Source organism: Rhodovulum sp. ES.010 (assembly GCF_900142935.1).
Taxonomy (GTDB): domain Bacteria; phylum Pseudomonadota; class Alphaproteobacteria; order Rhodobacterales; family Rhodobacteraceae; genus Rhodovulum.
Map to the genome: position 1 here is coordinate 3,408,614 of NZ_FSRS01000001.1, position 17,341 is coordinate 3,425,954.

General features: G+C 65.7%; 17 protein-coding genes, 1 tRNA gene and 3 pseudogenes. 15 read left to right on the forward strand and 6 right to left on the reverse strand.

All coding sequences use genetic code 11. From position 1 onward, the window contains the following. The first annotated feature begins 1 nt into the window (after position 1). The 9 genes from BUR28_RS16825 (at position 2) to BUR28_RS16865 (ending at position 4,578) form a co-directional block, all read left to right on the forward strand. Entirely contained in the window at positions 2–475 is a 474-nt protein-coding gene (locus tag BUR28_RS16825) for an arsenate-mycothiol transferase ArsC (protein WP_074221177.1), read from the forward strand. After that, positions 465–860 carry a ketosteroid isomerase-related protein gene (locus BUR28_RS16830; RefSeq protein WP_074221178.1) on the forward strand — a complete coding sequence of 132 codons (396 nt, stop codon included), beginning with the start codon at positions 465–467 and terminating at the stop codon, positions 858–860. Before BUR28_RS16825 ends, BUR28_RS16830 begins: the two co-directional genes overlap by 11 nt. Continuing rightward, entirely contained in the window at positions 857–1,444 is a 588-nt protein-coding gene (locus BUR28_RS16835) for a GNAT family N-acetyltransferase (RefSeq protein WP_074221179.1), read from the forward strand. The genes BUR28_RS16830 and BUR28_RS16835 overlap by 4 nt, the downstream gene beginning before the upstream one ends. Then, positions 1,441–2,334, forward strand: coding sequence for a carbon-nitrogen hydrolase family protein (locus tag BUR28_RS16840; RefSeq protein WP_074221180.1), 894 nt, complete (start codon positions 1,441–1,443; stop codon positions 2,332–2,334). Before BUR28_RS16835 ends, BUR28_RS16840 begins: the two co-directional genes overlap by 4 nt. A 69-nt stretch (positions 2,335–2,403) precedes the next feature. Further along, positions 2,404–2,622 carry a translation initiation factor IF-1 gene (gene infA / locus BUR28_RS16845; protein ID WP_043918791.1) on the forward strand — a complete coding sequence of 73 codons (219 nt, stop codon included), beginning with the start codon at positions 2,404–2,406 and terminating at the stop codon, positions 2,620–2,622. Positions 2,623–2,625: 3 nt separating this feature from the next. After that, positions 2,626–3,204 carry a Maf family protein gene (locus BUR28_RS16850; protein ID WP_074221181.1) on the forward strand — a complete coding sequence of 193 codons (579 nt, stop codon included), beginning with the start codon at positions 2,626–2,628 and terminating at the stop codon, positions 3,202–3,204. Beyond that, positions 3,201–4,244: a ribonuclease E/G gene (locus BUR28_RS16855; RefSeq protein ID WP_074221182.1), complete on the forward strand. Its 1,044-nt coding sequence runs from the start codon at positions 3,201–3,203 to the stop codon at positions 4,242–4,244. Before BUR28_RS16850 ends, BUR28_RS16855 begins: the two co-directional genes overlap by 4 nt. Continuing rightward, positions 4,241–4,423 carry a DNA gyrase inhibitor YacG gene (locus tag BUR28_RS16860; RefSeq protein WP_074221183.1) on the forward strand — a complete coding sequence of 61 codons (183 nt, stop codon included), beginning with the start codon at positions 4,241–4,243 and terminating at the stop codon, positions 4,421–4,423. Before BUR28_RS16855 ends, BUR28_RS16860 begins: the two co-directional genes overlap by 4 nt. 80 nt (positions 4,424–4,503) lie before the next feature. Continuing rightward, positions 4,504–4,578 (forward strand) — tRNA-Phe (locus BUR28_RS16865). A gap of 66 nt (positions 4,579–4,644) precedes the next feature. Here the strand turns inward: BUR28_RS16865 and BUR28_RS16870 are convergent. From BUR28_RS16870 to BUR28_RS16890, 5 genes are all read right to left on the reverse strand, one after another. Then, a complete protein-coding gene (locus tag BUR28_RS16870) occupies positions 4,645–5,427 on the reverse strand; it encodes a tyrosine-type recombinase/integrase (RefSeq protein ID WP_175566971.1) in 783 nt (260 codons plus the stop codon). 19 nt (positions 5,428–5,446) lie between these two features. Further along, positions 5,447–6,636 (reverse strand): IS3 family transposase gene (locus tag BUR28_RS16875; RefSeq protein ID WP_139307446.1). Its coding sequence is split into 2 segments (ribosomal slippage): positions 5,447–6,384 and positions 6,384–6,636, totalling 1,191 coding nucleotides; the frame shifts between segments, so codons are not numbered across the junction. A 515-nt stretch (positions 6,637–7,151) separates the two neighbouring features. After that, positions 7,152–7,994: a transglutaminase-like domain-containing protein gene (locus tag BUR28_RS16885; protein WP_074221706.1), complete on the reverse strand. Its 843-nt coding sequence runs from the start codon at positions 7,992–7,994 to the stop codon at positions 7,152–7,154. Positions 7,995–8,286: 292 nt separating this feature from the next. After that, entirely contained in the window at positions 8,287–8,826 is a 540-nt protein-coding gene (locus BUR28_RS19645; protein ID WP_139307603.1) for a hypothetical protein, read from the reverse strand. 117 nt (positions 8,827–8,943) lie between these two features. Next, a complete protein-coding gene (locus BUR28_RS16890) occupies positions 8,944–10,149 on the reverse strand; it encodes a DEAD/DEAH box helicase (RefSeq protein ID WP_074221185.1) in 1,206 nt (401 codons plus the stop codon). A 455-nt stretch (positions 10,150–10,604) separates the two neighbouring features. Here BUR28_RS16890 and BUR28_RS16895 point away from each other — a divergent pair, with 455 nt between their 5' ends. The 4 genes and pseudogenes from BUR28_RS16895 to BUR28_RS16905 all read left to right on the forward strand — a co-directional run bounded on the left by BUR28_RS16895 (position 10,605) and on the right by BUR28_RS16905 (position 12,605). After that, positions 10,605–10,811 carry a cold-shock protein gene (locus tag BUR28_RS16895; protein WP_042463316.1) on the forward strand — a complete coding sequence of 69 codons (207 nt, stop codon included), beginning with the start codon at positions 10,605–10,607 and terminating at the stop codon, positions 10,809–10,811. A 268-nt stretch (positions 10,812–11,079) separates the two neighbouring features. Beyond that, positions 11,080–11,169: pseudogene (locus tag BUR28_RS20850) on the forward strand (hypothetical protein); the annotation flags it as partial. A 175-nt stretch (positions 11,170–11,344) separates the two neighbouring features. Further along, positions 11,345–11,725, forward strand: coding sequence for a fatty acid desaturase (locus BUR28_RS20855; protein WP_371441604.1), 381 nt, complete (start codon positions 11,345–11,347; stop codon positions 11,723–11,725). 202 nt (positions 11,726–11,927) lie between these two features. Further along, complete coding sequence (locus tag BUR28_RS16905) at positions 11,928–12,605, forward strand: hypothetical protein (protein ID WP_074221186.1); 678 nt, start codon at positions 11,928–11,930, stop codon at positions 12,603–12,605. Between the two features lie 32 nt (positions 12,606–12,637). Here the strand turns inward: BUR28_RS16905 and BUR28_RS16910 are convergent. After that, a pseudogene (locus BUR28_RS16910) lies at positions 12,638–13,244 on the reverse strand (tyrosine-type recombinase/integrase). Positions 13,245–13,351: 107 nt separating this feature from the next. Between BUR28_RS16910 and BUR28_RS20645 the strand changes: the two are divergent. Together BUR28_RS20645 and BUR28_RS16920 are read left to right on the forward strand one after the other, a co-directional pair. After that, positions 13,352–13,591 (forward strand): annotated as a pseudogene (locus BUR28_RS20645) (IS256 family transposase); the annotation flags it as partial. Positions 13,592–13,881: 290 nt separating this feature from the next. Beyond that, positions 13,882–16,950, forward strand: coding sequence for a hypothetical protein (locus tag BUR28_RS16920; protein ID WP_139307604.1), 3,069 nt, complete (start codon positions 13,882–13,884; stop codon positions 16,948–16,950). The last annotated feature ends 391 nt before the right edge of the window (positions 16,951–17,341 follow it).

Consider the following 17,341-nt stretch of genomic DNA (forward strand, 5'->3'; position numbering starts at 1 on the left):
GGTGCCGGGGCCGCTTCCCTCGTCGGTGCTGTTCTGCTGCGACCAGAATTCCGTCCGCTCGCCGATGGCCGAAGGGCTCATGAAGAAATTCTACGGCCAGCAGGCCTATGTGCAGTCGGTGGGCGTGCACAGCGACCGCGAGATCGACGGTTTCGCCGTCGCGGTCTGCGACGAGATGGGGGTGCAGCTGCACCGTCATCGCGCGCGGTCCTTCGACGAGATGGAGGACTGGGGCGACGACCTGTCGGGGTTCGACCTGATCGTCGCGCTGAGCCCGGCGAGCCTGCGCCGGGCGCAGGAACTCACCCGCTACTACCATCTCGACGTCGAATACTGGCCGGTGCTCGACCCCACCGGCCTCGGCGAGACGCGGGCCGACAAGCTGTCGGCCTATCGCCAGGCCCGCGACCAGATCGTCGAGCGGCTGCTCGACCGCTTCGGCCCGCCAACCCAGGGAGACGCCCATGTCTCGTGAGGTGATCCAACGCTATTTCGCCGCCTTCAACGCTGGCGACACCGCCGCCATGCTGGCAGAACTGGCAGACGACGTTGAACACCACGTCAACGAGGGCGTGATCCGGCACGGAAAGCCCGCCTTCGCCGAGTTCTGTGCGCACATGTCGCGATGCTACCGCGAGGAGTTGACCGACATGGTGATCTTCGCGACCGAGGACGGCACGCGAGCTGCCGCCGAATATGTCGTGGACGGCACCTATCTGGAGACCGACGCGGGCCTGCCCGAGGCGAAGGGGCAGACCTACCGGCTACCGGCCGGGTCATTCTTCACGCTGCGCGGCGGCAAGATCGCCCGCGTCACCACCTATTACAACCTCGCCGATTGGTTGAGGCAGGTGCAATGAGCCTCGATTACCGTGTCCTGACCGGAGCGGAGGTCGAGGCCGCGCTCGACGACCTGGCCGCGCTGCGCATCCGCGTGTTCCGCGACTGGCCCTATCTTTACGACGGCGACCCCGAGTACGAGCGCCGCTACATGGCCGGCTACCGCGACAACCCGCGCGCGATCCTGGTCGCGGCCTTCGACGGCGCGCGTCTGGTCGGGGCCTCGACCGGCACCCCGCTCGAGGACCATGCGGACGATTTCGCCGCCGCCTTCGCCGACACCGGGCACGATCTGGTGGACATTTTCTACTGCGCCGAAAGCGTCCTGCTGCCGGAGTATCGCGGGCAGGGCGCGGGCCATGCCTTCTTCGAGGCACGCGAGGCGCATGGCCGCCAGCTTGGCCGCCGGTTCTGCACCTTCTGCGGCGTGGTGCGGCCCGAGGATCACCCTTTGCGCCCGGCGGAATACCGCCCGCTCGACGCGTTCTGGCGCAAGCGCGGCTATGAAAAGCTGGCCGGGGTTGTTGCCGAGTTCGAGTGGAAGGATATCGACCAGCCCGCCGCCACCGCGCACACGCTTCAGTTCTGGATGAAACCGCTGTGAAGCTCGCCGCCGCCGCCTATCCTATCGACTGGCACGACAGCTGGGCCAGCTATGAGGACAAGATCTCGGGCTGGGTCGCTGAGGCGGCCGAAGAGGGCGCCGACCTTCTGGTGTTTCCCGAATACGGCACGATGGAACTGGCCTCGCTCGCCGGGCCCGCCGTGGCGGGGGACCTTGAACAGGCGCTCCGCACCGTGTCCGACCTGGCCGAGCCGGCCGATGCGCTGCACGCGCGCCTTGCCACCTCGCACGGCGTTCACATCCTGGGCGCCAGCGCGCCGGTCTGGTACGGGGAACGCCCGGTCAACCGCGCCCGGCTGTTCTGCCCCGACGGGCAGACCGCGTTCCAGGACAAGCAGATCATGACCCGCTTCGAGCGCGAGACCTGGGATGTACGCTCGGGCGGGCCGCTGACGCTGATCGAGACCGCGCTGGGCCGGATCGGCGTGCTGATCTGCTACGACGCCGAGTTTCCGCTGCTAGCGCGCGCCCTTGTGGCGGCCGGTGCGGAGATCCTGCTGGTGCCGTCCTGCACGGATGCGCTTTCGGGCTATTGGCGGGTGCGTGTCGGCGCGATGGCCCGGGCGCTCGAGGGTCAGTGCATCGTGGTGCAGGCGCCCACCGTGGGCCCCGCGGTCTGGTGCCCGGCGGTCGACGAAAATGTCGGCGCTGCGGCAATTTACGGCCCGCCCGATCAGGGATTTCCCGACACGGGCGTCCTGGCCGAAGGCGCGCTGAATGTGCGCGGCTGGGTGCACGCCGGGGTCGACCGGGCGGCGCTTGCCCATGTGCGGTCGGCGGGGCAGGTGCTCAACATGGCCCACTGGCCGGAACAGGACAGCCGCGCGGTGAAGGTTGTCTCTGTGGCATTCCACGCATTTAAGCCTTGAAATAGAGGTTAATCGGGCGCATCTACTAGCCCGCCTGCGCTCTGGCAGGCGACTCAACACGGAGTGACCATGGCCAAGGAAGAAATGCTCGAATTTCCCGGCGTCGTGAAGGAACTCCTGCCGAACGCGACATTCCGGGTCGAGCTGGATAACGGCCATGAGATCATCGCGCACACGGCGGGCAAGATGCGAAAGAACCGCATTCGGGTTCTGGCCGGCGACCGGGTTCAGGTGGAGATGACCCCCTACGATCTGACCAAGGGTCGGATCAATTACCGCTTCAAGTAAGCGTTGCGGCTGATTCTCGGATCGGCGAGCCCGCGCCGCAGGGACCTGCTGGCGCAAATCGGCGTCGTGCCCGACGCTGTGTGCCCGGCCGATATCGACGAAACCCCCGAAAAGAGCGAACTGCCGCGCCCCTACTGTGCGCGGATGGCGATGGAAAAGGCGCGCGCCGTCAGTGTGGCGGCCGACGAGCTGGTGCTTTGCGCCGACACCACCGTCGCGATGGGGCGGCGCATTCTCGGCAAGCCCGCCGATGCGGCCGAAGCGGCGGAGTTCCTTTTCGCGCTCTCGGGGCGGCGGCACCGGGTGATCACCGCCGTCGCGCTGCGGCTGGGCGATCATGTCTGGGAGCGCGACGTCGTCACCACCGTCAGGTTCAAGCAGCTTTCCGACGACGAGGTGAACGCTTATCTCGCCTCGGGCGACTGGCAGGGCAAGGCCGGCGGCTACGGCATCCAGGGGATGGCCGGGGCGTTCGTGCCCTGGATCAACGGATCGTTCTCGGCCGTGGTCGGCCTGCCGCTGGCCGAGACGGCCGCGCTTCTTTCGGGCGCGGGTTACCCGCTCTATGGCGCCGCGCCATGAAGGGGCGCAGCGTCATCCTGGACCGGCTCGGCGGCTGCAAGGCCGCGGCGCTGATGGTGGACGGGCGCCTCGACGACCTGCTCGTCGACCCGCCCGACGACCGGCCAGCCCCCGGGGCGATCTTCCGGGCGGTCGTGGACCGGCAGGTGAAGGGGCAGGGCGGCGTGTTCCTGCGTCTGCCCGAGGGCCGCGCCTTCCTGCGGCAGGCCAAGGGGTTGCGCCCGGGCCAGGGCCTACTGGTGCAAGTGACGGGCTATGCCGAGGAAGGCAAGGCGGCGCCGGTCACGCCGCGCCTGCTGTTCAAGGGCCGCTACGCGATTGTCACGCCTGACGCGCCGGGCCTTAACGTGTCGCGCAGCGTGCGGGACGACGCCGAGCGCGACCGGTTGCTGGAGATCGCCCATGACGCCATGGCGGGCGCGGTCGACCATCTGGGCGTGATCCTGCGCTCGGCCTGTGCGGGCGTCGACGCAGCGGCCATCGCCGGGGACATCGCGGTCATGCGCGGCCTGGCGGAGGACATCCTCGGAGAACCGTCCGAAGGCGCCGCCGAACTTCTGCTGGACGCCCCCGACGCCCATACCCGCGCCTGGCGCGACTGGGCGGAGGCCGACCCCGACGAGGTGATCGACCGGCCCGGCGGTTTTTCCGACACCGGCGTGCGCGAGGCGATCGACGCGCTTGCGGGTCCGGCGCCGCTGCCGGGGGGCGGGCGGCTGTTCGTGGAACCGACCCGTGCGCTGGTTGCCGTCGACGTGAATACCGGCCCCGACACTTCGCCGGCCGCGGGCCTCAAGGCCAATATCGCCGCCGCCCGCGCGCTGCCGCGTCTGTTGCGCCTCAGGGGGCTGGCCGGCCAGGTCGTCATCGACTTCGCGCCGATGCCCAAGAAGGATCGGACCTCTCTCGAACAGGTGCTGAAATCGGCGCTTCGCGGCGACCCGGTCGAGACGACCCTTGTGGGCTGGAGCCCGCTGGGGCACGCTGAACTGACACGGAAACGCGAACGCCTGCCCCTTGCCGACATTCTTCCTGCATGAGCTGCCCGATCTGCAAGAAACCCGCCGACCCGGCCTACCGTCCGTTCTGCTCGCGCCGCTGCGCGGATGTGGACCTGGGCCGCTGGCTCGGCGGCCGCTACGCGATCCCGGCCGACAGCCCGGAGGACCTCGAGGAGGCGGCCGACGAACTCTCCCGCAACCCGCCGAAGCCGCACTGAAATTCTGCCCGGAATCCTCTGGACAGTCCCGCCCCCTGCGTCTAAAACCTCGCCACCCGAAGCGGTCTCCGCTTCCCCGTGCCCGGGTAGCTCAGGGGTAGAGCAGTGGATTGAAAATCCTCGTGTCGGTGGTTCGATTCCGCCCCCGGGCACCATAAAAATCAATAACTTAGACCCCATTCAGCTCAAAGCGCTCAAGCGCACATGTAATTCGTGTGTAATCAGGCCAAACTTTTTGGCTCTAGCTTGCGGATGTTGTCTTCCCAGGTGCCGCTGACCCGGCCTTCAAGCCGATCCATTGCCGCTTCTATGTGCGACCCGCTTTGGTGCGCATAGCGCGCAACCATGGACAACGTCTTGTGACCGGAAATGCGCTGGACTGTGGGCAGATCGACGCCCGCCTGCACCAGATGTGTCACCGCTGTATGCCGAAGCGTGTGAGGCGTGATCTGGTCGGGATCAAGCCCAGCGCGTTCAGCGGAGCGACGAAAAGCCTTGCGGATCGTATGGACATGGCCGGTGGCGCCTCCCGGCGAAGGGAACACCCAATCGCAGCCCGGCGGCAACATGTCCATGCGTCTTTCCAGATACTCAGCCAGTTCGCGCGTGATCGGTTGCTCGCGAGACCCCGCCTTGGCCTGCGGAACCCAGATCACTCGCTTTCCGACATCGACATCTTCGCGACGGATCGCGAGGATTTCTGCATGACGCATCCCTGTGTGCAGTCCGACCATGACGAAAGCGTGGACGTTTTCGTTGTGATCCGATGCTGCCGCTTCCAGCAACGCGACGCACTGATCATCGGTCAGGTACACTATTCGCTGGTTGTCTTCTTTGAAGCGAGCGATTTTGACCGACTTGCTCTTGATCCACTTCCACTCGACAGCTTGGTTCAGCAGGTGGGAAAGCGTGGCTAGTTCTCGATTTACGGTCGCCTTTGCGGCGCCCGCAGAGCGGCGGGCCTTTTTGTAGCGTTCAACGTCGAAGGACTCGATGGCACTCAACTGACCTGCCACTGATCTTTCATCCAGCCGCGACCGGAGCCCGGTTGGTGTTTACGCCAAATGGCGCGGGTTGAGCAATCGCCCGACGCGCGGAGCTCTCATCTCGCGCAGCGGGTCGGGCGATTGCGGTGGTCAGGGTCTGCGCGTAGTCAGCCGGGGTCTGATAGCCCAAGGCCGAATGGGGGCGCTCGGTGTTGTAGTCGGCGACCCAAGCGGCGATCAGGTCGCGGGCATGAGCGAGGTTACGAAACAGCGTCTCGTTCAAGAACTCGTCCCGCATCCGGCCGTTGAAGCTCTCGACAAAGCCATTCTGCATCGGCTTGCCCGGCGCGATGTAGTGCCATTCGATCCGGTTCTCGGCGCACCACTTCAGGATCGCGTTCGAGGTCAGTTCCGTCCCGTTGTCCGACACGATCATTCCCGGCTTGCCGCGACGTTCGATCAGCGCCGTCAGCTCCCGCGCGACGCGCCGGCCGGAGATCGACGTGTCCGGGATCGCGGCGAGGCATTCGCGCGTGACGTCATCGACGATGTTCAGCACCCGGAACCGCCGCCCGCACGCGAACTGGTCATGGACGAAATCCAGTGACCAACGGGCATTTGCGCGCGCCTCGACCAGGATCGGGGCGCGGGTGCCGATGGCCTTGCGCCGCGCGCGCCGCTTGCGGACGGTCAGCCCTTCCTCGCGGTAAAGCCGGTAGATACGGTTGATCCCCGAGGGCTCGCCCTCCCGCCGGAGCAGGACGAAGAGCCGCCGGTAGCCGAACCGCCGACGCTCGTTGGCAAGCTCCCGCAATCGGCCGCGCAGTTCCGTGTCGGGTGCGCGTTGCGACCGGTAGCGGATCGTCTTCCGATCCGCGCCGGCAATCTGGCACGCCCGTCGTTCCGACAGCCCGAACCGGGCCTTCAGATGCGCGACCGCCTCGCGCTTCACGACGGGCGTCACCACTTTTTTGAAACCAGCTCGCGCATCGCGGCCAGATCCAGCATCTGCTCCGCCAGCAGCTTCTTCAACTTGGCGTTCTCGTCCTCGAGCGCCTTCAGCCGTTTGGCCTCTGACACCGTCATGCCGCCGTATTTGGCTTTCCAGTTGTAGAACGTCCCCTCCGACATGCCGTGCTTGCGGCACAGATCGGCACACTTCGCCCCGGCCTCATGCTCGGCCAGGATGCCGATAATCTGCTCTTCGCTGTATCTCGTTCGCTTCATTGTCCGTCCCCTCCTTGGGTCGGACTCTAATCGCAGGTGGAGGAAAAATCCCGTGGCAGGTCAATGACATCGACCTTCTGGTCGATGTTGAACAGGATTGACTTGGACGGGATCGAGACGGCCTTTTGTAAGGCCCCATTCAACATCGGCTGTCCTTGGCAACCGCATGCTCCAAGTCAGCGAGCGGCACGGTAAGCGTTCGGTCGAGCACGGGACGCGCGGCGCGCGGATGGAGGCGTACGAGAACCGAAGACGTCCATGTGCCCCGTTCAATCCAGTCCACGGGCTCGAGCAGCTGGGTCTCGATCTCGTATTCGCCCGGCGGCAGGGTCTCGTTGAAGCTCGGAAGCTGGAAGGGGCGGAAAAAAAAAGGCGGTCGTCTTGATCGAGGCGGTCATCTCGGTTCTCTAGGAGAATTGGTGACTTGGGATGCCATGACGGAAAATCGGCAGAGCGGCCGGCCTCGCGAGCCGACAACGTACGAACACATCCGTCCTGCGATGGGACGCTACAGTTTAATTGCTAGACACAGGCGACGTCTCGGCTGCGTCGTGTCTTGCGTCCCAGGTCCAGACGTCGAATTGCGTCAGGGTACTCGGCCCGAAAGTCTGGGTTAGCGGCACATCGGCTGCATCCCGGCCACGGGCGATCAGGATACGTCCCATGCGTCTTGAGTTGTTGCGCGGATCGAAAACCCACCAACGGCCGTCGAGATAGACTTCCAGCCAGGCCGCGAAATCGTTGGGCACATGCGGCTCGGGTTCGCCGAATTCGCTCAGATAGCCAGTGCAATAGCGGGCCGGAATGTTCATGCAACGGCAGAGAGCGATAGCGAGATGGGCGAAATCCCGGCAGACACCCTTCCGTCCGGCCAGCGTGTCAGACGCCGTGCGCGTTGCGCTTGCCTCCATGTAGTCGAATGAGACGGTAGTGTGCACGAAATCGCAGATCGCCTTCACGCGCGCCCAGCCCGGCGGTGTGTTCTCGAAAAGGCGCCAGGCTTCCGTCGACAGAAGATCGGTATCGCAATAGCGACTGCCGAGAACATAGACCAGCGTTTCGACGGGCAGGTCCTGAACGGCGTGCTGTGCGGCATCGGGTGCTGTCGGATCAGGCATTCCGCTGTCGCGGAATATCCCGTCAGTCGACAGGGTGAAGTCCCCCGCCGGGGCCATCATCCGCGTGCACCGGTTGCCGGAGCCGTCGCGATAGCTTTCCAGCGGGACGCTCGGCTGCGTCACGAGATCGTCGGCCCGTTCCAGGTCACCGAAACGCGAGTAGTGCACATTCAGCATGGCGATGAAGGGCGTCGGCTGGGTTAGCCGGTAGCGCAGGCGGCAACCGATCCGCATCCGTATGCCGGGCACGTCGTCACGCAATGCTTGTGGCGCGCTATCGTCCAAGAACGCACTCCCCGTCGGAGAGCTGAAAGCTGCGGTCGCAGCGCCAACGGTTTCCGGATCGATCGAGATGGGCGTTTGCGGGCAGGTCGATTGCGACGCAGGCATCGTCCACCGCCTCGAAGCCCCGTTTGCAACGCCATCCCGGTCCATAGGAATCCTGGTCCACAAAGGCATTCGCGGGAAGCGCTACAGGATTACAGCGGCCATCGACTTCGACGAAGCCCCGTTCACAGGCCCATTCGGCACCTTAGTCCGCATTGGTGAGATAGCCGTTTTCGGGAACCGCAATCGGAACGCAGGCGGCTTCACTCGCGGTGAAGCCGCGGTCGCATGCCCAGCCGGAACCCGAGGGATCGTCGGTAAGGTAGGCGTTCTCGGGAAGGACGATCAGAACGCATGTCTCCCGATCTTGCCGATATCCACGATCACACTGCCAGTCGAAGCCCGATGATCGGAGGAAGGCATTTTCGGGGACGGGGATCGCCTCGCAGGATGCACCGCCCACTTCTTGGTAGCCCCGCTTGCACGCCCACCCCGCGCCGTAAGACCGGCCAGTTGCGTAGGCGTTGTCGGGGACGTCGATGGCAACGCAATCCCCGGCATTGACGCGGTAACCGAGCGTACAGTGCCAGCCTCCGCCATAGCTCCGTACCTCTGCATTCTCCGGCAGAGGTCCTGTACCGTCCTGTGCGAGGACCGGAAACGCCCAGACGGTAAGCAAGGCGGTAATGGCGGCGCCGATCACCGCGCCGCAGCGGCCGGGTTTGAGCCACTCGGGGGTGTTCATGCTGTATCCTCCTGCGGAGAAAGCGCCGCCTCGCCATGAAAACATGTCCGGAGCGGCGTCAGCCGCCGACCCAGCACCTTCTTCCGCGTCAGGCGCGAAGCCGCCTGCCGTGTGCCGTCAAGCGGCCATCCGTTCCGGGCGTTGCGAAGACCGGCGGCGGCGACGGCGCCCTTTTTTCGCTTTCGGAGCGTTTCCGATCCCTTCCCAGGCTCGGCCTCCGGCGACTTCCACGCGCATGCCGAGCACCTTCTCGATGGCCTTGAGTTCCGACACTTCGTCGGCGGCGCAGAACGCGACCGCGCGTCCGTCGCGGCCGGCACGGGCGGTGCGCCCGATCCGGTGCACGTAGTTTTCCGGGACGTTCGGCAGATCGTAATTGTAGACATGGCCCACGCCGGGAATGTCGATCCCACGTGCCGCGACATCCGTCGCGACGAGGACGCGCACCGATCCGCCCTTGAAGGCGGCGATGGCCCGGTCGCGCTGACCCTGACTCTTGTTGCCGTGGATCGAGGTGGCCGCGAAACCGGCCCGCTCGAGCTGTTTCATCAGCCGCTCGGCCCCATGCTTCGTGCGCGAAAAAACCACCGCGCGGTCGTCGCGGTGCCCGTTCAGAAGGTTTATCAGTAGAGCCTGCTTCTGCTCCTTGGCGACGAAATGCACCGAATGGGCAACCTTGTCCGCGACTTTGCCCGGCGTCGAGACCTCCACGCGGATGGGCTTGTCCAGGTACTGGCGGGAAAGGTCTGCCATCGCCTTCGGCATCGTGGCCGAAAACATCATGGTCTGCCGATCCTTGCCCAGCATCGGCGCGATGCGGCGCAGCGCATGGACGAAGCCGATGTCGAGCATCTGATCCGCCTCATCGAGAACGAGGAACCGTGTTTCGCCCAGGTCGATGGCCCGGCGATCCATCAGATCGATCAAGCGGCCCGGCGTTGCCACGAGGATGTCCGTCCCGCGGGCGAGCTTCTGGGCCTGCGCATTGATCGACTTGCCGCCCACGACAAGCGTGATGCGGAGATCGGCCGTCAGCCCCTGCAGGCTCTGGACGATCTGGCCCGCGAGTTCCCGGGTCGGGGCGAGGATCAATCCCCGGGCCGAGCGGGGCACGGGGCGTTCCTGCTTCTTCGACAGCGATACGACCAGCGGGATGCCGAAGGCGGCGGTCTTGCCGGTCCCGGTCTGGGCGATACCCAGAATGTCACGGCCTTGCAGCGCCTGCGGGATCGCCTGTTCCTGGATAGGGGTCGGTTGAGTCAGCCCGAGGGCGTCGAGCCGCGAGACCATGCGGGCATTGAGCCCAAGTTCTTTGAAAGTCATGTCAATCCTTGACCGGACCTTTCGTCCGGTATCACCGACGAACGCAAATGCGTGCGGTCGGTCGGGGTGCACCCAAGCGAACACTCCGGCACCGCATTGTGTCCGGAACCGCGTTGGGCGGCGTCCCCCCTTCGTGATGTGGGAAAACGATGCGTCAAGGCCGGGGGCGGGAGTGAACCCGCCTGCTCACGCGGCAGGGCGATGGCGCCGTCGGTATATGGAAGGCCGTCGATGGCTTGTCAATGCCGTGCCGTCAGCGGTCATCGCCTGTGAAGCAATTTCGCGACGTCGCACGACAAACCTTGTAAGTCGCGATGGGAAGGCGCATGTTGATTGGGTAATCGTTTTTCTCTGCGACCTTCTGCTTCCGTTCATCCGGCTTCAGTGGATCTCTCAGTCTGACTTTGCCGGGTTGCCGCATCCTGCGGGCAGCACCTGAACAGGAGACCACGGATATGGCCAATGGCACCGTGAAGTTTTTCAATACCCAAAAAGGCTTCGGCTTCATCGAGACGGAGACGGGCGGCAAGGACGTCTTTGTCCACATCTCCGCCGTCGAACGTGCGGGTCTGACCGGCCTTTCGGACGCCCAGAAGGTGACGTTCGATGTGGAAACCGGCCGCGATGGCCGCGAAAGCGCCACCAATCTGGCGCTTGCCTGACCGCGCTGGGCGGGTGCTCCTTACGGAGCGCCCGGGCACCGTGACCGATCCCCGCTCCGGCACCGAAAATCCGGTCGATGCTCGCCAATGGTCCCGTGTTCCGACGCAGTATCGTGCGCCCGACTCCTTGCGCAGCGTCCTGGAACTGATCGTACCGCTTGCGCCGTTTCTCGCGACATGGGTCGTGGCCTGGTGGCTGCTGTCCTGCAGCACGGCGCTGGCGATGTTGCTCGCTTTAGGCAATTTCGCCGTCCTCGTGCGCCTGTTCATGATTCGGCATGATTGCGGCCACGGATCGTTCTTCCGCAACAAGCGAGTGTGCAACTGGCTTGGTCGCGTGATCGGCGTGGTGACGCTGACGCCATACCACATCTGGGGCGAGACGCACGCCATCCATCATCCCACCACCGGTAACCTCGACCGGCGCGGAATCGGTGACCTGCCGACCCTGACGGTCGCCGAGTATCGCGCGAAGGGGCCTTGCGCGCGGCCTCTATGGCCTTGTCCGTCATCCGCTGTTCCTGTGCGGTGTCGTGCCCTTCTACGGCTTTTTCCTCCGGAACCGGCTTCCGGTCGGTCTCATGCGGTCGGAATGGAGATACTGGGGCAGCGCCATGGCGACGAATGCCGCAATCGCCGCAATGCTGACCACGCTGGTCTGGTCCGGCGGATGGAACGTGGTTGTCTTGATCTTCTTTCCCACCGTGCTCCTCGCGGCCGGCACGGGGCTTTGGTTCTTCTACGTCCAGCACCGGTTCCAGCACACCAGCTGGAACAAAGAGGCGGATTGGGACATCCGAGACGCGGTCCTCGAAGGCAGTTCGCACGACGATCTTCCCTCGATCCTGCGCTGGATCACCGGAAACATCGGCGTCCAACACGCCCAGCCCCTGGCAAGCCCGATCCCGTTCTAGCGCCTGCCCGAAGTGCTTCGTGACCGTGGCGCACTTGCGAATTTCAGCCGAGTCACCTCGCGCGAAAGCCTCGGCTGCGCACGCCTCGCTCTATGGAATGAATCCGCAGGGCGGCTCGTGACATGCGCCGAGGCGCAGCGGTTGCCGACTTGACCCGGAATCGCACCCATTTCGCCAATCACCATTTTCGGAGAACACCACCATGACGCGTTTCAACACGGAAGTTCGAACGGCCACTGGCCGTAACCTGTTTAAGGACAAAAAGAAAAAGAAGGGCGCCGAACGCTCGTCGGATACGCCGTCCGCGGTCCGGCTGGGCGAACACGGCCGGTACCAGATCAAGTCCGGGCGCCTTTCCGGAGAATACGTGGCCCGCGCCTTTCCGAAACCGCCGACGAACGCGCGCGGGATGATCGCGGAAGCTAGAGGCGCGACGGAAGAGGCTGCCATCGCCGCCTTGCATGACGTGATCGATGCACGGGAAATCCGAAGAACCGACGATCGCCGGGCTGATCCGAAAACGGGTTTTCCTGTTCCGAGCACCGAGGAATTTGTCGAAGCGGTCGCCCAGGTAACCCTGTCGCGCCCGCAACGCGCCATGCTGACCGCGCTTGCCCTGGCTGATAATGAAGGGTTGTCCGAGGGGCGGCTTGCAAGCGAGGCCGGTTACAAGTCGAAAGCCTCGGCCAATCGCGCCTTGGCATCCGCCGGACTGTTGATCGCCAGTTACCTCTCCCTGGAAGCAAACCCCGGCGCGCTGACCAGCGAACACGACGGAATGATGTTTCTGGGTTGCCGAGGCCAGCAAACAAGCGATGACGACCCGGGAAACTGGATACTTCACACTGAACTGCGCGAGGCTGTTCTGACTGCCGGATGACCGAATCGCCATTCGCAGGCGGCCCGTCGCCTTCAGCTCTCTACGCTCTCCGAGACCGCGAGCGCATCTTCCAGTTCGACGCCGAGGTGGCGGACGGTGCTGTCCATCCTGGTGTGTCCGAGCAGACGTTGGACGGACCGCAGGTTGCCCGTCTTCCGGTAGATTTGCACGACTTTCGTGCGGCGCATGGAATGCGTGCCGTAGGAGGTCGGGTCGAGGCCGATGGAACGCACCCATTCCCTGACGAGGCGGGCGTATTTGCGGGGAGAGACATGCAGGCGTTCATGGAACCGTCCATGCCAGAGGTATTCGGATACGGTCATCAAGGCTCTTCCCTCCGGCGCGCCAGAGAGTTGCGCGTGCCCTCGGTGATCTCGAACCGGACCGGTCGCCGGGTCTTGCTCTGGAGGGGCGGGGCGCGCGCCTTGACCTGGCCCGCCGCGTAGACATCCGCGACCTTGAGTTTCACGAGGTCGCAGGCGCGGAGCTTGGCTCGTCGATGGCGAGGTTGAACAGGACGAGGTCGCGGTGGTTCTCGGCGATTTCCAGGCGGACGCGAATGGCCCAGACGTGTTTCGGCTGTGAACGGAGATGGAAAACTGATCCCGTAGCGGGGTGATCGGCGTCCCAAAGAGCCATGGCCGAAAATGTGTGATGCGGCCTGAGAAAGGTGGCGTATCGAGGCGACTGCCAAAGCCTGCCAGCACCTCCGAAGGGAGCGATACGCCGTCACGGAAGATGCAGGGATCATCCCGCTTCGTCGGCCGCATTCGGTGGACGACCCGTTGACCGAGATTGCCCGGGAGGGCGCGCGCCGGATGCTGGCGGCGGCGTTACGGGCAGAGGCAGATGCTTTCGTCGCAGACCTGGCCGGGGAGCGATTGCCCGACGGACGCCAGCGGGTGGTCCGACAAGGTCACGGGCCGGAGCGCGAAATTCGGACCGGGATCGGCGCTCCGACCGTACGGCGGCCGAAGCTTCGCGATCTGGGCAAGGGATCGTCAGAGACCGGGGTGATCGTGATATCGCCGCACATGGCGTATCGCTCGTTCGGGAGGTCCTGGCAGGCTTCAGCTCCCGCCACGATACGCCGCCTTCTCAAACACCGTCACCCGAGTTCACCCATAGCTCGACGCTCGTACCCACCGTTCCGTCCCCTCGGTTATTGCCGATGGACCGGAGGCCTTAGCCGCGCTTACAGTTTTGGCGGGAGCGGGCGGGAGAATCCCGGCCGGGGCATAGCGAGAGCTTGCCCGAACGAACAAAGGGAAACGTCATGCGTCCGGTATTCGGTGTCATCCTTGCCTGTCTTGCCGGGGGCGCCTCCGCGCCGGTATCGGCCGACTTGGCGTTCCAGCAGGCCGACCTGGCCGGTGTTTCCTCGGAGCGGTTGCTCGAAACCGGCACGGCGGAGATCGCGCGCAGGCTTGGCGTTCCAGAGGCCGACCTGGCCGGGCTCAAGGCGGGACGCGCGCGTGTCCTTGAAGGGATGAGCCGCACGGAACAGGCGGCCTACGACTATTTCAAGCGGTTCTACCCGGGCGATTTCGAGGCCGATTTCGTCGCCGATTTCACGCCGTCCTTCGCGACCAATTACGAGGCGGCGTGGTCGAAGATCAATCTCGAAGGGGACAGCGTCACCATGGGCACCGGGTTTTCCCATGCCGACCTGTCGACGCGGGTCCCCTCCGGAGAGCGTCTGCCCCAGAGCGTCCGGCTGGTTATCGACCCGCGCAGCGATTTTGCCCCGCGCGGCCTCCGGAGGGGCGCCGACCGGTCGATGCCGGTCGTGTTCTTCACCGATGACGGGCAACGCTGGTCGCTCGATCTAAGCGACGGCGGCCGCAACGAGTGGCAGGTGGACACCCCGACCGTCGCCGGGACCAGCGACGCGCTGGCGGTTGCGCCGGCGAGCATCGCCCGCGCGGGCGACCGCCTTGTCGGGGTATCGCAGGACGGCACGGCGATCTGGCTTTCGGAGGACGACGGCGCCCGGTGGCGCCGCATCGCCCGGAACGACCCTGCCTTCGACGAGGCGCGAAAGGACGTGCTGAGGGACAAGGGGTTCGACGATGCGGCGCTGCGCCGGCGGATCGTCGCGATGTTCGAGGCGGCCGAGGACCGGGAGATGCCGAGCGCCGAGGAGATCGAGGACCTCATCTGGAACCGGCGCCGGGAGGTGCGCAGCATCGTTTCCTTCCGGCCACACCTCGCCGATCCGGATCGGGTCTACGTGGCCTTCGCCAGGGGCGGGCTCGGCCTCCTGCGTCTCGACGACCTGGCCGAAGCCGGCGACACCTTCGCCACCGAGACCACCTTCATCTCCGTGCCGTTCGCGGAGGACTGGAACGGGGAAGACGCGCCGGTTGCCGATTTCGCGGTCCGGGAAGTGGACGGCACAGTCCCCGGCCGCGGCGCGGCCACCATGCAGCGGACCGCGGCGGTGTTGCCCGAACATGTCCGGCCGCGCAACATCGCCCGCCGCGACGCCGACGAGTTCGCCGCCTGGCAACGCGACGTTCTCGACAACTGGGGTCCGTCCACCGTCGCGATCTTCAACGACGACGATTCGTTCGGCGCCCTCGACCGCACCACCGCGCCGGAGTTCAAGCCGCGGTTCACCGGCGTCTTCCACGGCGGCGACGGGCAGATCGTCTTCGCGCTGGGCGATGCCGGACGGCTCTACTACGCGGTCGACGTGAACGCGCGCGCGTTCGATTTCGACGCCTACGACCTGGCCCGCGCCCGCGCGTCGGGGGAGGTCGAGCGCGCCCGCGAGGCGTTCAACGCCGGCGTCGCCGCGGCGAAGGAGGCCGGGCGCGCGTTGCCGACCTTCCGGTCGGGATTCGCCGAGATGCGGACCTATGCCGCGATCAGCCGGCTGCACTGGACGCAGCTCGACCGGGACATCATGGCCGCGGCGGGCACGAGGTCGGGGGCCTGGGTCCTGCTGCATTCCGGCCGGATGCGCCACTACCAGGCGCCGGAGCTGGCCGCGGCCGCCCCGGGAAGCCTGCGACCCTCGGCCGACGAACTGCTCGACCTCAAGGCCATGCTGGGGGATGCGATCCAGGAGCGCGACCTCCTCGGCGACCAGATGCGCGTGCATCTCGCGGCGATCGAGGATGCGCGTCGGCTGGCGCTTGCGGATGCGCAGAAATACCGCCTCGCGCTGCGGCTCGAGTCGGGCGGGTTCACCAGCAAGACCACGACCGTCGGGGGAAGCGATACGGCCACCGGGGATGCGATTCTCGGCGGGGTCGCGGCGCTCGCCTCCGAGGCTCCCTTTGCGGCGACCTTTCTCAACTTGGCCAATTTCGCCCTCGGCCAGGCCCGGCAGGCGGCCGACACGCCCCGCGTCATCGAAAACCCGCAGGCGGCCGGCTTCACCGCGCTCCAGGCCCTCTCCGCGCTCGCGACCGAGCTCAAGACGGCCTACACCGAGCAGGAACAAGCGATCCGCTTCAGCCGCCAGGTGTGTCTCTCGACCCCGCGGACCCGCGCGGCGTGCCTCGATCCCGGCGGAATGACGTCGCAGCCTGCTGAACCTCTCAGGGCCAGCGGATACGCCACCCAGTACCTGCCTGCCGCCTTTCCCCAGAACATAATGCAGGCCCGCTATGTCTCGATGGTCCGCCAGGCCCGCCACCGCGCCCGCTGCCTGATGTGGACCGAGCTGCTGCCGCGCGTGGGGTTTCTCTATGGCGGCGCGTTGACGCCCGGCTACCGCAATAACGAGGTCGACGATCGCGACACGTTCACCGGTACGGATGACGGAACGCCGTTCCGCTTCGGCCTTCTCGGCAGCGACACGAAATCCCTCCCGATCCTTGCCACGATCGCGACGCCCGACATTCTTAACAAAATCACGGTCGCCACCGCCTGGTCCCTGAGGATCGGAACGAAGGACATCAACGACACCCTTGTACGGACCGAGATCGATGGCGACGGGTTCGCCGGCGACTTCGCCGAAGGCCCGGTGGTGCTGCCGCTCGAAGGGCCCGGAACGCTCTCGCTGGGCGATATCTTCTTAACCTGCGGGAGGGAGGCGGGGCGGGCGCTGTTCCTGTCTCTCGACCGCCTGACGACCGGCGTCCGGGCAATCGAGTCCTTCACGGTCAACGGGGGAAAGAGCTGGTCCTTGCCACTCCTGGCCGAGGATTACGGGTTCCCGACGCGGGAGAATGTGCGCGAGAACCTGTTCTCTCCGGATTCCCTGACAGGGTTCCAGCGGGCCAGCAAGGGGATCGCGATTCCGGTTGCAGAGCACAGGTTCTATTTCGGGGGCGACCCGGTCTGGCTCGACGACTGGCAGCGCCTCGCGGCCTTCGAGGACCTCCTGTAAGGCCCGGTGTTCGGCAGCCGGAGAAGGGACACCGGGCACATGCCTGCTGCTGGGTCGGCCACATTGGACGAGGCGACAGAGGCGCTCCAAACGCGTCATGGCGCATCGCCGGTGGCCGTGTCGTCGAAGTCCGGGACGCTGGCCCGCGCCCGAAGCGCTGGGCTGCCGGGAAGCGTTCACGGGCTGCCCAGCCCGCGCAAACGGAGCCTCGCGGCCCAGGGCTCATCCGCCCCGGCAGGGAATATGGGGCCTTCTGTCCGGAGCGAAACGCGCCCAAGCGAGAGATTCTGCGGACCGTGCGGCCCGGGCCCGCCAGCCCTTCCCCACGAGCAGGATCGGGGTCTTCCCCGGGGTAAGCCCCTTGCCAAATGTGTTGATAGTCGCCGACGGG